At 51.1% G+C, this 12711-nt stretch carries 10 protein-coding genes; 3 read left to right on the top strand and 7 right to left on the bottom strand.

Annotation, left to right across the window (positions count from 1 at the left end; translation table 11 throughout):
• The first annotated feature begins 7 nt into the window (after window positions 1–7).
• On the top strand, window positions 8–451 hold the full coding sequence (locus ACFSUS_RS24630; protein WP_381526886.1) for a DUF6582 domain-containing protein: 444 nt from the start codon (window positions 8–10) through the stop codon (window positions 449–451).
• Window positions 452–497: 46 nt separating this feature from the next.
• Here ACFSUS_RS24630 and ACFSUS_RS24625 read toward each other — a convergent pair whose 3' ends face one another.
• Together ACFSUS_RS24625 and ACFSUS_RS24620 are read right to left on the bottom strand one after the other, a co-directional pair.
• On the bottom strand, window positions 498–1991 hold the full coding sequence (locus ACFSUS_RS24625; RefSeq protein WP_381526884.1) for a carotenoid oxygenase family protein: 1494 nt from the start codon (window positions 1989–1991) through the stop codon (window positions 498–500).
• A gap of 53 nt (window positions 1992–2044) precedes the next feature.
• Window positions 2045–3079: an SDR family NAD(P)-dependent oxidoreductase gene (locus ACFSUS_RS24620; RefSeq protein ID WP_381526882.1), complete on the bottom strand. Its 1035-nt coding sequence runs from the start codon at window positions 3077–3079 to the stop codon at window positions 2045–2047.
• Window positions 3080–3233: 154 nt separating this feature from the next.
• Here ACFSUS_RS24620 and ACFSUS_RS24615 point away from each other — a divergent pair, with 154 nt between their 5' ends.
• Window positions 3234–4166, top strand: a complete 933-nt coding sequence (locus ACFSUS_RS24615) for a cation diffusion facilitator family transporter (protein WP_381526880.1) — start codon at window positions 3234–3236, stop codon at window positions 4164–4166.
• Between the two features lie 51 nt (window positions 4167–4217).
• Here ACFSUS_RS24615 and mnmE read toward each other — a convergent pair whose 3' ends face one another.
• From mnmE to ACFSUS_RS24595, 4 genes are all read right to left on the bottom strand, one after another.
• A complete protein-coding gene (mnmE, locus tag ACFSUS_RS24610) occupies window positions 4218–5600 on the bottom strand; it encodes a tRNA uridine-5-carboxymethylaminomethyl(34) synthesis GTPase MnmE (protein WP_381526878.1) in 1383 nt (460 codons plus the stop codon).
• Window positions 5601–5674: 74 nt separating this feature from the next.
• A complete protein-coding gene (locus tag ACFSUS_RS24605) occupies window positions 5675–6736 on the bottom strand; it encodes an oxygenase MpaB family protein (RefSeq protein ID WP_381526876.1) in 1062 nt (353 codons plus the stop codon).
• A 160-nt stretch (window positions 6737–6896) separates the two neighbouring features.
• Window positions 6897–7658, bottom strand: coding sequence for an MBL fold metallo-hydrolase (locus tag ACFSUS_RS24600; protein WP_381526874.1), 762 nt, complete (start codon window positions 7656–7658; stop codon window positions 6897–6899).
• 73 nt (window positions 7659–7731) lie between these two features.
• Window positions 7732–8112 carry a response regulator gene (locus ACFSUS_RS24595; RefSeq protein WP_381526872.1) on the bottom strand — a complete coding sequence of 127 codons (381 nt, stop codon included), beginning with the start codon at window positions 8110–8112 and terminating at the stop codon, window positions 7732–7734.
• A gap of 349 nt (window positions 8113–8461) precedes the next feature.
• On the opposite strand from ACFSUS_RS24595, the gene ACFSUS_RS24590 reads away from it, so the two are divergent.
• Window positions 8462–8899 carry a WapI family immunity protein gene (locus ACFSUS_RS24590; RefSeq protein WP_381526869.1) on the top strand — a complete coding sequence of 146 codons (438 nt, stop codon included), beginning with the start codon at window positions 8462–8464 and terminating at the stop codon, window positions 8897–8899.
• Between the two features lie 119 nt (window positions 8900–9018).
• Here the strand turns inward: ACFSUS_RS24590 and ACFSUS_RS24585 are convergent, their stop codons facing one another.
• Entirely contained in the window at window positions 9019–12696 is a 3678-nt protein-coding gene (locus ACFSUS_RS24585; protein ID WP_381526866.1) for a PAS domain S-box protein, read from the bottom strand.
• Window positions 12697–12711 lie beyond the last annotated feature (15 nt).

Below are 12711 nucleotides of genomic sequence, written 5' to 3'. Positions count from 1 at the left end.
TGAGCGAATGATTATATCAGCAACTAAGCTACACGGGTTGCGGTTCGTTATTCGTTCGCTGGTCAGTGGGTCAGGGCGTATGCAGAGAGGTAAAAGGCTGCTGGAAAGCTATCTGCAGATGAGAGGTTGCAACGGCCATTCCAAACATTTAGCCATTGGTGCCGTTGACTGCTATAATCAAAACCCAACGATTATGGCACAGGACTCGAAAATTGACCAACGCGACGACGTCAATCCAACCGAAGGTGAGCACAAATATGGTGATGTAGAGTTCGCTGATCCGACTAATAAGAAATACCCGATTGATACGCCGGAGCATGTCCGGGCTGCCTGGTCATACATCAATCACAAAGACAATGCAGCTAAATACGACGCCGATGAAGTTGATATCATCAAGGATCGAATCAAAACAGCGGCTAAGAAACACGGCGTCGACATTAACGCGGATTAGTATGTGCCTTTGTAGTAGTCCGCTGGTCAGTCAGCTGTAAAAATGGTTATGTTAACGTTGGCACTGCGGTTTTCACACGTTCAGGCAACCACAGGCCATGAAACCCTAGTGGAATGTTGTGCGGCAGTCTCAGCCGGGCCACGGTTTGCAAATCAACCGCATCAGCGACCAGCAAATCGGTTGTTTGCGAGGGGGCATGAAAGCGTAGATACACTAACCAGGCATCGTCTTCGGCTGTGCTACCGGGCTTCGGGACTACAATGGGTTCGCTCGGAAGTGTTTCGGGATCGCCCCGGTGCTTTCCTTCGCCGGTCTGCACGTCAATCTTAACGATGTGATCAAACAAGGGCATCGTATGGGTAAGCGGTCGTCCGATGCTCCAGGTGTAGCGGTAGGGCCGCCCTACGCGGTCAGGATGTATTTCGGGTAGTTCCCCTTCATAATAGGCTAATGGTTCGTGTGTAACCGTCTGTCGGGCCAGGTCAATCCGGTAGCGCACAAACCGACTGCTGGGCTGATCATCAGGCAGGTTACCGGCCAAATACGCCTTCATGGCTGCCGATTCAGGGTAATCGCCGAGCATCAATCCATCCACAATAAGCATCGATGGATTAGTTGGATCTAAGTACCCATTGACGAAGTGAAATACAAAGCAGAAATCCGTGGTCAGCCGGTGAATCGTTCCAACCGGGTCAACGACCAGCACCAGCGTCGGGTTGGCCCGGTTAACGCGAATCGAGGCCGCTGGTGACGTAATGCCAGCCAAAGCGCGGGGCATGTCGAAGGCAACAGGAGTCAGAAAGAAGACCTGATGGCCACTTTCCGTTAGCACAAAGTCATGCGCGAACGTCATATCTGCCATGTCGATTGCCTGAGCAATACGGGCCTTCCCTTGCGGATCAACCTCATACAACACAAGTCGTTGCTTTGTGCCCGCTACTGTGCCAAAGTTGTGCAGTACTCCCGTCTTCGGGTGAAGTTTAGGGTGCGCCGAAAACGGCATTTCGGGCGTAATGCGACTATCGAGCCACGAAAACTGATTGCGTAACACCCCATCGTAGTCGTAGCGATCGATGGTCTCGAGCGTATCCGGATTGATTCGGTGCGGCCATCCTCCTTCCCACAAAGCCAGCATGTGCCCACCATGCAGAATGACGCTCGTGTTCGCCGTGTTCTTGAACTGCATTTTTAGCGCATTCTTCAGGAAACCGCCGGGCAGGTTGGTGCCGAAACTGCGGTACAACATCCGGCCAGCCTGCTCTTCGGCTACAAACTCAGCGGTCCGAACGTAGCGGTTTCGGTACCGAACGCTCTGGCCATCGAAGCTAAACTTGGCGATCATGCCATCCCCGTCGAACAAGTGGTCATACCACACGCGCTGGTGCTGAAAGCGGCCATTACCATTGCGATACAGTGTGCCAATAAGGTCGGCGGGCAAGTTTCCTTCAATCAGTTCCAGGGGTACGTCATCATACTCATCCGTCACGCAGCGATTGGCCTGAACGTAGTCATGTAACGTAGCGTAATGACGAATAGGCATAGCAATTGATCTTTGTGGATTCTCTTCCAGCTCTGAAGTGTTGGATCTACAAATTACGACTCAATAATCTCATTATTGCGCTCGGCCGCTTCATTCGTCAGCGTTGTTAGTATCGACTGCGACAGCGGGGTTTCACTCTCTTTTCCCTTAGCCCGTTGCGCCCCAATTCCCCCCGGTGCGGGTAGGGTTGTGTTGACAATCGCCATTGTTTCGGAAACCAACGCGGGAGCAATGCCCTGCATGGTAGCCCCTACCTTCGCCATTAACGTGACGTTCCGTTCGGCCTCACCATAGCGACAAGCGTCAATCACCTCGCGGGCGCATTCCTCCGCATTGATGGTTAAGAACGGCAAAGAATCGCCTATCTTGAAAACGGTGTATTCTTTCTCGTTCTGACTTTTATAAATCGCGTTACGCGGGCTACCCGTCCGGATTAGACCGGGGCAGATCGTCGTTACGTAAATATTATCTTTGGCCAGTTCGGCCCGGAGCCCTTCTGAGTAACCTACCAGCGCGAACTTGCTGGTCGAATACGCCAGTAAATGAGGGACGGCTACCTTACCACCAAACGAAGCGATATTGACGATTCGACCTGACTGCTGCGACCACATTTGCGGGAGCACCGCATTGACCATGTGAAAGGCCGACCAGAAGTTGGTATCCATCGATTCCCGAAAGTCGTCCTCAGTGGCATGCTCGTAGGGCGTAACGATGATCGTTCCTGCATTATTGATCAGCACATCTACCGGGCCAATCGCTTGCCGCACGTTTTCAATAAAGTGCTCAACCTGCACTTTATCCGTGATGTCGCAATGCTGCGCGAACACCTCAATACCGTATTGATCCAGCTCCGCCTTGGCCCGATCCAGCTCTTCCTGATTGCGGGCACAAATGGCAATGTTAGCGCCTTCACTGGCTAGTAGTCTGGACATTTCGAGGCCTAACCCACGTGACCCACCCGTGATAACGACTGTTTTATCACGAAAATCAATTTTCCGTTTCTGACTCAAAAAGGCCTTGGTTGCGGCCCACGCCCCAACGCTGGCCAGCCCCCACAGCAGGGCTTTCGTCTGGATTGACACACTCATGGCTAGTTCACATCATTGAATTCGTATAACAGACTGTTTAACCGGAAGGTTATCAAGCCTGAGTGAATGGGATTGTCGGCTATCGTGGGCGCTCCGATCTGGAAACAATTGCGATTCGCCTGCCGTTGCGCTTACGAGCTAACAAGATTCCGGTATGCCTGCCTCTAAAACTCCTATTTATAGCGCTTTAGCTGCCAACCTGGCTATCGCCATCACTAAGTTCGTGGCTGCGGGCGTTACGGGTAGCTCGGCGATGATTTCGGAAGGCATTCACTCCCTGGTTGATACGCTCAACGAAATCCTGCTGCTCCTGGGCATCCGGCGCAGTCAGCAACCAGCCGACGAAAGACGGCCATTCGGTTATGGCAAGGAGCTTTATTTCTGGGCATTTATTGTTTCGATTCTGATTTTCGGCATTGGTGGGGGTGTCTCCTTCTACGAGGGAATCACGCACCTGCAACACCCTGAGCCTATTTCGGACCCACATTGGAATTACATCGTTTTGGGCATTGCGTTCTGCTTCGATGGTGTTTCGTTCATTACCGCCCTGAGGGAATTTAACCGGCAGCGGGGTAGCCAACCATTTTGGTCGGCCGTCAAACGCAGTAAAGACCCATCGACGTTTGTGGTGTTGTTTGAGGATGCAGCCGATTTGTTGGGTCTGATTGTCGCCTTCCTGGGCGTTTTTCTGGGTCATCAGTTCAACAACCCTTATTTCGACGGGGCCGCTTCCCTGATTATTGGCCTGATTCTGACGGCAGTTTCCATTCTGCTGGCTCGCGAGAGTCGTAGTTTACTCATGGGCGAAAGTGCAGACCCAACCGTACTACGTAGCGTAGCAGCCTTGGTGGAGCGTGACGACACGGTAATTCATGTGCTGCAATCGCCATCCATGTATCTGGCCCCCGAAGAAGTGTTTCTGATGCTCGTCGTCGATTTCCGCAACGACCTAACAACTATAGATATTAACCAAGCCATCGACCGAATCCGCACCACCATTCAGCACGAGTTCCCGATCATCAAGCGGGTATTTATTGAGCCGGGCGGAGAGAAAAATTCAGCCATAAAGCCACACGCTGAGAGCTAAAAGGCAAACCACCTTTCCGAAGGAAGTGATAAATTAGCTTTTGAGAGTTCCTTACTTTCCGATACAGAACTTGCTGAAAATAGAATCCAGTAGATCGTCTGTGGTGATTTCCCCGGTGAGTTGGCCAAGGTGCTGCAAGGCGACGCGTAGGTCCATGGCGAGCCAGTCGGGGGTTGTTCCCGCGTCTAAGCCAGAAATGGCCCTTGCCAAAGCCTCGTCGGTACCCGTGAGGTGTTCGTAATGGCGGGCATTGGTCACGACAGCGCTGCCGGTCTGCACGGCGGCATCGGTACGGACGCGCGCTGAGAGGGCAGCTTTTAATTCTTCAAGATGCGTTTGTCGGGCGGCTGAAATCCAGACGATTTTCTCACCAGCTACCTCTTCCAACGTTTGTTGTTTGGCTTCGTCCAGGGCATCGAGCTTGTTACCGACTAGCAAATAAGGTTTGCCCGATTCACGTACCTCAACAACAGCTGTAGCCAGTTCGTCGGGGGAAATGTTCTTGCCGTCGAATAGGTAGACAACCAGGGCGGCATCACGCATTTTTTGTTGCGTTCGCTCAATACCAATGGCTTCGATCTGGTCGGTGGCCTGCCGGAGGCCGGCCGTGTCAATCAGGCGGAAGCGGATGCCGTCTATAAACAATTCGTCTTCGATTACATCGCGGGTTGTGCCAGGAATGTCGGAGACAATGGCCTTTTCCTCATTTAACAAGGCATTCAGCAAGGTAGACTTACCGGCGTTGGGCTTGCCGACAATCACCGTCGGAACGCCGTTTTTGATTGCATTTCCGGTTGAAAACGATTCGATAAGCGGATGCAATACGCGACGAATATTAAGCATTAACTGCCGAAGCTGATCGCGATGTGCGAACTCAACATCTTCTTCGCCGAAGTCCAATTCAAGTTCTACCAGCGCTACAAAGTCAATCAACTGCTGACGTAACACCTTCAGTTGTTTCGAGAAACCGCCCCGGAGTTGTGCCAAAGCGGCCCGGTGGCTCGCGTCGGAATCGGACGCAATCAGGTCGGCAACGGCTTCGGCCTGTACCAGATCGAATTGACCGTTCAGAAAAGCGCGCTGCGTAAATTCGCCCGGCCGGGCCAAACGAGCTCCTTCCTGCGTGAGCCGTCGTAAGATTTGCTGAATGATAAACTCGGAGCCGTGGCACGAAATCTCAACCACATCTTCTTTGGTGAACGATTTTGGTGCCCGAAACACCGTTGCCAGCACTTCGTCGATAATACTCCCGTCGGCATCACGCAGTGTGCCAAAGTGAGCAGTATGGCTCGGCTGCCGTGTAAGGTCTTTTCCCCGGAAAATACGACTAGTGATCTCAATGGCTCCTTTGCCCGACACGCGCAGAACGGCAATGGCTCCAATGCCAGGTGCCGTCGCCAGGGCAGCAATGGGCTCTAACTGATATATACTCATTTACTTCTCTGTGTAACCGTGTATGTCCTGAAGCCTCCTTGCAGATTTCTGTATCGGAACATACAGAGACAGAATTACACAGAGCGCACAACAGGACTGTTTGGGAATATGGGCAGGCGATTGACTAAGCCCGCCAGCCGCTTTTCAACGGGCGCGTTCGGCACTTCGAGCCAGTCTGCGTATTGATCGCCCATAAAGAAACGCATTTCACCGGCTGCGAGGTTCCGAACCGCTTCGGGGCGATTGGTAGCACTGCCTGCCTGCTGAGCAATGGCATTCAACAATGACTTCGTCAGTCCTATACCGGCTTCCGAAGAAGCGAACTGCCGACGGGCAATGGCCCGGTCAAGGAGGTACGCTTCGCGGAGATTATGCGGTAGCAATTCTTCGGCAACGCCGTTTATGTACCCAATAACGTTGATCTGGTGCAGGTAGTCTTCCTCTTCCTGCTCGCTGGCGGTTACACCAGCTTTCCGTAAGCCGCGTAGTACGATGTACGAGAAAGCCAGGTTGGTGCCAGCCATATCTTCCTGATTAACAGGAAAGCCCCAATCCATATTCCATCGACCGCTGTGCAGTGAATACCAGCGGGCTCCGGCATGAATCAGGCGAATCTTCAAGGTGCGGGCAATGGCTTTTACCTCTCCTTTCTCTTCCGGGAGAGAAGCTTTTGGCGGAATAAAATTCCATTCTTTCGGATCGTTTACGCCAAACACCCATTCACCGGTTTCCTGCAAACGCCGGGCCGTATCGTTTTTGATACGCTCTGTTAACCAAAGTACCTGCGCGCCATTAGCCCCCAGATAGCAGTATGGCAATGAAAAACAGCCCAACGTAAGACCAATCTGCCCAGCGTGTTTTTTAAAAAATGCCATGCCTCGTTTCATACGTCCGACATCAGCCCAAGTGGGTAGCTTAGCGTATTCTACGAAGAAGGTTTGAACAGCCTCGTGCTGTTTTCTAGTACTAAAATCAGTAGTATCGGCCAGCCACTGCATTAACGACCGTAATCCACCGGGCCCTCCAGCTTCAACAACAGCGGCAATGACCGCATCAGCAGGTGCATCGCCTTGTTGCCGATACTGTTGCAGTAATTCATCCGTGAACGAGCGGGACGGTTTTATGAGCGTTGGCATAGTAATTTTGAGTCTATACGGATAACGCTACGTGGAGGAAATAGGTTTGTCAGGGGTGGGCAGGCATGGGCAAGAGTAGTCAAGGGTAGTCAAGCATGGTTAAGTAATTGAGCTATGCCCATCCACTCTTGACTATTTTTGACCGTATCTGACCAATAGCTTACAATCTAATCTGCATGCCGTCGTAACCGAGTCGGATGTGAGCGGGTAGCTCTTTTTCTACTTCGCGGTGCAAGCCAAGTTTGTGGCTGATGTGTGTGAAGTAAGTCCGTTCAGCACCAATACGCTGCGCTAAAGCGACGGCCTGATCAAGGGTGAAGTGAGAAATGTGCGGAGCGCGTTGTAGGGCGTCGAGCACGAGTATTTTGGTACCTAAAACCTTTTCCAGCTCTTCGTCGGCGATATAATTGAGGTCGGTGAGATACGTAAAATCGCCGACGCGAAAACCAAATACCGGCAGCTTGTGGTGCATGACCTCGATGGGCACGACCCGGACGCCCAGCACCTCAAATGGCTCGTTGCGAATCTCATTCGTCCGAACGTGAGGAACGCCCGGATACTTGTGTTCGGCAAAGATATAGGCGAATTCGCGCTGCAGCTGATTCAACACCGACAAGCGGGCGTAAACCGGCATATCCTGCCCCGACCGAAAGTTGTAGGCCCGAACCTCATCCAGACCAGCGGTATGGTCTTTGTGCTCGTGCGTGTACAGCACGGCGTCGAGCTGCTTCAGGTTCAGCCGAAGGACCTGCTGACGAAAATCAGGTCCCGTATCAACAATAAAACTACGGCCATCTACGGCAATATGAATAGCCGAACGAAGCCGTTTGTCCCGAAAATCTACCGAGCGACATACCTCGCATTCACACCCAATCAGCGGCACTCCAGACGAGGTTCCCGTACCCAGCAGCGTGACAAGCATAAAGAGCGAAAGAATGAAAGAGCGAAGGATGAATACGCTGCGTTAGCTAGTCACTCTTTCGCTCTTTCACGCTTTATTTATCTGTTAACTGATTGACCACTTCTACCAGCCGATCGAAGTTGAGTGGCTTCACCAGCACATCATTGAATCCGGCGGTTTTGAATTCTTCTTCCGTATAATTCTTAGCGTTACCGGTAATGGCAACGATGGGCACTGACGCTTTTTCTTGTTCAGGCAGGGCACGAACGCGCCGGACGCACTCCATACCGTCCATAAGCGGCATGTTGATGTCTAGTAACAAAATATTGAAATCCTCTTTTTCCAGAATTTGCAACACTTGTTCACCATTCTTGACGGCGGTGATATCGTAGTTCTGAAACTCAAGGATTTTACGGGCCAGATTCTGGATAACGGAGCTATCTTCGGCAATCAGGACGCGTTTGGAAGCTGACATAGGGCTTGTGAGATCGTGTTACGTTTAGCGTGGTGAAATTAGCATTTAATCGGCAAACGCAAAAAAAGGGGGTTTCGGATAGCGCTTCTAACCAATTTCTTTTCTGGTTTTAGGCCCCGCCATCCGGTAACCTACTCTAGCGAAGTACTCGAAAAATTAGCAATAAGGTAACACAACCGATTCTCTTTTTTTGTACGTTTATACTTCCAACTCAATCTTTTTAACCAAGTTAACCGCTCTCCACTCCGCTGTGCTCAGTACATACTAGCCAACGGTCGTTACCTTTCGGTCTGCCCTTCGGTGTGAGTTGAACCTTCCTCTTTTTCCAACAAAAAACTTGTCAAGACTTATGAAACTTTCCGGACCTGAAGGCGTCTTTGAGCTAAACATTCTGGATTATGAGTGCAGCGATTCGCCACGATTTATGGATCGTAACTGGCTTATCGTAAGTTTAAAAACCTGTTACCACAATCAAGAGTGTGTGCGTACGGCCTCTATTCTTTCTACCTGGGAGCTTGAATTATTGCTGAAATGGATGCGGTCGGTAGCTGATGAAAACGAACTTTCGCCTAAGCTTAGCTTTATTGAGCCAGCCTTAGGCTTTAATAACGTATCATCCGGCCGGGGCGATTATCAGTTCCGAATCAAATTAGGGTCCGACGCCCTGCCGAACTGGCAACGCGGCCCTATGCCGTTTTACCTGCCCGTTGCCCCCGACAAACGAGAACTGCAGCGGGCCATTACCGACCTCGAGCAACAGCTACGGCGGTTTCCGGTACGGGATTAGAATTTTGTAATTATCATTGGTTTGCTTTAACACAGAGTCGTAGAGTGCATAAAGGTGTAATGGTTTAGGCCCTTCGCGTTCTCTATGACTCTGTGTTTAAAATATCAATAGCCGCTACCTTACTTTTCCTGCCACGTTTCTATAAACTCGGCAAAGGCTTTTTGCAAGGCCTGAAGGGCTTCCGACAATCCGCTCGTGTCGCTGACTTTTAGTTTTCCTTCCGCCGTTCGGGCAATGTCGGCAACACGTGCCACTCCTATTGTACCCGCGCTTCCCTTCAGGGTGTGCAAGTGACTTTTCACCGTCGGAATATCACCCAAGGCATATGCATCAACAGCGCCGTTGACTAGTTCGGTAGCCTCGTTTACAAATTCTTCCATGATACTATCGACCAATTCCTGACCACCGATGTCGCGCAGTTGACCAACAATCTCATCGTCGATGATCGGGAGCGTTGGTGCAGGGGCGGCAACGGGCAACTTAGGGGCGGGGGCTTTGTCGGTTTGGCGCTTCGCCCGGCTGGCATCCGTAATCTCCTTTACCTTGGCGATCAGGCTTTGGGCCCGAATGGGTTTAGCTATGTAGTCATCAAGCCCTTGACTGATAAACCGTTCGCGGTCCTCACGCATCGAATAGGCTGTCATAGCCACAACGGTTGGCAGTTGCTTTCCGAATTGGTCGCGTAGGTTACGGGTGGTTTCGACGCCGTCCATGTCGGGCATCTGAATGTCCATGAAGATGACGTCGAACTCATTGCCTTCTGTCTTTTTCTTTCGCACGCAATCGATGGCCGTAGGGCCACTATCAGCGGTCGTTACTACACAACCTGACTTACGCAGAATCTCGCTGGCCACCTTTCGGTTTACGGCGTTGTCATCAACCAGTAACACGTTTGGATGGTAGTCACTAAAAAAGTTGGCGAGGGTAATCTCGGCGGCCTCGGTGCCTTGCTGGGTTGGGCTGATGCCCGTTTCTTTCAGCTCAATCGTGAACCAGAACGTACTGCCCTTACCTACTTCCGATTCTACACCCACCTCGCCCTTCATCAGGTGAGCCAGTTCTTTCGAGATGGATAATCCGAGCCCTGTACCGCCAAATGATTTTCGGGACGACGTATCAACCTGGCTGAATGAATTAAACAGCAGATTGATGTTTTCGGGCGAAATACCAATGCCGGAATCGTTGACTTCTACACGAATCCGATTGAACTTACCGCGCTTACTAATCAGCGATGCTTCAATACGAACCGTCCCGTTTTCGGTAAACTTGATCGCGTTTGACGTCAGGTTCGACAAAATCTGCAACAGCCGCGTCTGATCAGCGATAACGAATGTGGGTAGGTCAGGCCCTAAATGATACGTCAGGTCATTGTTTTTAGAGTTTGCCTGTTGACCAAAGAGCGCAATCAGCTTCTCGAATATCTCTTTGAAGGCTACCGGCGCTTCGTGGAGCACCATCTTACCCGCTTCAATCTTGGAAAGATCCAGAATGTCGTTCAGGATGTTGAGCAACGTTTCTGACGAGCGCTTGATGGTTTTCACGTAACTACGTTGCTCGTCGTCCAGCTGCGTGTCGTTGAGCAGGTCAATCATACCGATAACACCATTCATCGGTGTACGGATTTCGTGGCTCATGTTGGCCAGAAACCGCTCTTTCACCTTTAACGAGCGTTCCGCTTCATCTTTCGCCTTCACCAGCTCGACCGACTGCCGTTTCAGTTCCGTGATGTCGCGGGCCAGTACGGCCACTACCGAGTCGCTGCTGGGATCGTCGTTGAGCAACAACATGTTGAACATGAATTGCCGCTCGGTACCATCTTTTCGGCGCATGCTAGCCTCGAAGTTGCGTAGGCTGCGGTTACGGCCCAGCTTAATCATGGCCCGGTGAATGATGCTTTTATCAATGAAGTACTGCGTTACGTCTTGCCCCAGCACTTCGTCGGGTGTGTAGCCCATGCGTTTGAATATCGACGGGCTAATCATGGTGATACGTCCTTTACGATCTACCCGAGCGTAGATATCCTGTAAGTTTTCGAAAATTCCGCGAAATTTCTCTTCACTTTGGCGGGTGGCAATTTCGGCCCGTTTCCGGTTAGTGATGTCCCTGGCAATGCCCGACACTTCGTCGATGACCCCACCCGCCAACAGAATAGGATTCAGGTGAAATTCGAGGTACGTTTCGCCTTTTGGGGTTTCGAAATACAGCTCAAAATTTTGGGCAAATCCGCGAAACGCCTGCCGGTATTTTTCCTCCAGCATCTTTCGATTGTCTTCGCCAATCATCCGCCAGCCTAGCTTAGGTGCGCTGACGTGCAAAGCGGGGGTTTCATTTAACTGAAACTCAATCAGCCGGGCGTAATTCTTATTGAACGAGGTGAGTTGCAAAGCCTTGTTGACCGACCAAATCAGGTACGTGCTGCTATCAAAAATGGCATTTAAGCGCGCGTTTTGTTTATCTAAAGTGGCCTCAAACTGTTTACGGGCAATGGCCAGGGCCACCTGTCCCGAAATAAACTCCAGTAGTTCCAGATCACGTGGTCCGTACGTTCGGGCATCGTCGTACGACTTTACGCCGATAATACCTGTGATCTCATCACCAATTCGGAGTGGTGCCGTTAGCATCACCTGCGGCTGCAGTTGACCGTAGAGGTCAATCTTATGCTTCTCGGCCAGTTGCCGAATGTCTTTTTCGTACAAAAACAAAGGTTTATTCGCCTGTATGGTATACTCCGTCAGGCCATTGCCCAGCTTACGTTTGGTGAACCGCATGTTTCCACCAAAGTATTCGTCCACGTAATACGGGAACGACAAATACGTTTTACTGGAATCGTACAGCGCAATGAAGAAGTTACGGGCATCAATAATGTTCCCTAGCTCTTCGTGAATCTTCTGGTAGAGTTCGTCCAGATTGGGCGTGTTGATGGTCCAGTTGGCAATGCTGTAGTACAGTTTTTGCGACTTCTCGGCCCGAACTTTCCCGGTTGTGTCGTGCAGAATGCAGCGAAAAGCAGTAGGACGGCCATTATCAAAACGGCAGTTAACGCTCCCTGACAGAAATATTGTTTTACCGCCCTTCGCCCGAAAAACCGTTTCGAAATAGGGGAGCTTGTCCCCTTCCTGAATACGTTTTAATAAGGCCAGTGTGCTGCTTAAATAATCGGGGTGCAACACATCCCGTAGGTTCAAGGCCGCGATTTCTTCCGAACCATAACCGAGCACTTCACGCCAGGCCCGGTTCACAAAAATAAACTTACCGTCGAGGGTGAGCAGTTGAATCAGGTCGGAGGTGTTGTCGACCAGATCCTGCAACTGCGCATTGGTATTCGAGAGCGCGGAGGCAACCCGCCGTTTGTTGGTTACATCCTCGCCAATGACCGTAAACGATGACACGTTTCCGTCTGAGCTGTTGACTATCAGAGAATTGAGCTGTACGTTTCTGATCGCACCACTACGTGCCAGCAGATTCAGTTCTTTCAACTCAGGAAAGCCACCTTTGACCAGGGCCTCTTCAAAATCTAGTTCTAAGCGGGCTCGGTCGGCGGCCGGAATGAATATATCGAAGAAGTTTTTACCGACAATATCCTCTGGTTGCCAGGCTGTAACCCGGTAGGTGTATGGATTTACGTAGCTTAATGTCCCGTCGCGTTCAATGGTTACCCCGATCAGGTTGAGTTGATCAACGGTCTGGCGGACATCGAGTGTAGGGTGAGCCTCGGATACGGCAACGCCATCGCGTTCGTTATTAAGCCGTTGAATCTCGGCGACTAATTCGTCTTTAGTTTTAGCTGACCAATGCATAGGACAGTTCGAGAA

The organism is Spirosoma soli, assembly GCF_042684525.1.
Lineage (GTDB): Bacteria > Bacteroidota > Bacteroidia > Cytophagales > Spirosomataceae > Spirosoma > Spirosoma soli.
The sequence above is the reverse complement of the archived record's forward strand: the minus strand, read 5'-3'. Positions and strand labels throughout refer to the sequence as shown.

What these genes read in the sequence shown, in the direction of transcription:
- ACFSUS_RS24630 (WP_381526886.1), top strand. Translation starts at nt 8, where the DNA reads ATGATTATATCAGCAACTAAGCTACACGGGTTGCGGTTCGTTATTCGT.
- ACFSUS_RS24625 (WP_381526884.1), bottom strand. Translation starts at nt 1,991, where the DNA reads ATGCCTATTCGTCATTACGCTACGTTACATGACTACGTTCAGGCCAAT.
- ACFSUS_RS24620 (WP_381526882.1), bottom strand. Translation starts at nt 3,079, where the DNA reads ATGAGTGTGTCAATCCAGACGAAAGCCCTGCTGTGGGGGCTGGCCAGC.
- ACFSUS_RS24615 (WP_381526880.1), top strand. Translation starts at nt 3,234, where the DNA reads ATGCCTGCCTCTAAAACTCCTATTTATAGCGCTTTAGCTGCCAACCTG.
- mnmE (WP_381526878.1), bottom strand. Translation starts at nt 5,600, where the DNA reads ATGAGTATATATCAGTTAGAGCCCATTGCTGCCCTGGCGACGGCACCT.
- ACFSUS_RS24605 (WP_381526876.1), bottom strand. Translation starts at nt 6,736, where the DNA reads ATGCCAACGCTCATAAAACCGTCCCGCTCGTTCACGGATGAATTACTG.
- ACFSUS_RS24600 (WP_381526874.1), bottom strand. Translation starts at nt 7,658, where the DNA reads ATGCTTGTCACGCTGCTGGGTACGGGAACCTCGTCTGGAGTGCCGCTG.
- ACFSUS_RS24595 (WP_381526872.1), bottom strand. Translation starts at nt 8,112, where the DNA reads ATGTCAGCTTCCAAACGCGTCCTGATTGCCGAAGATAGCTCCGTTATC.
- ACFSUS_RS24590 (WP_381526869.1), top strand. Translation starts at nt 8,462, where the DNA reads ATGAAACTTTCCGGACCTGAAGGCGTCTTTGAGCTAAACATTCTGGAT.
- ACFSUS_RS24585 (WP_381526866.1), bottom strand. Translation starts at nt 12,696, where the DNA reads ATGCATTGGTCAGCTAAAACTAAAGACGAATTAGTCGCCGAGATTCAA.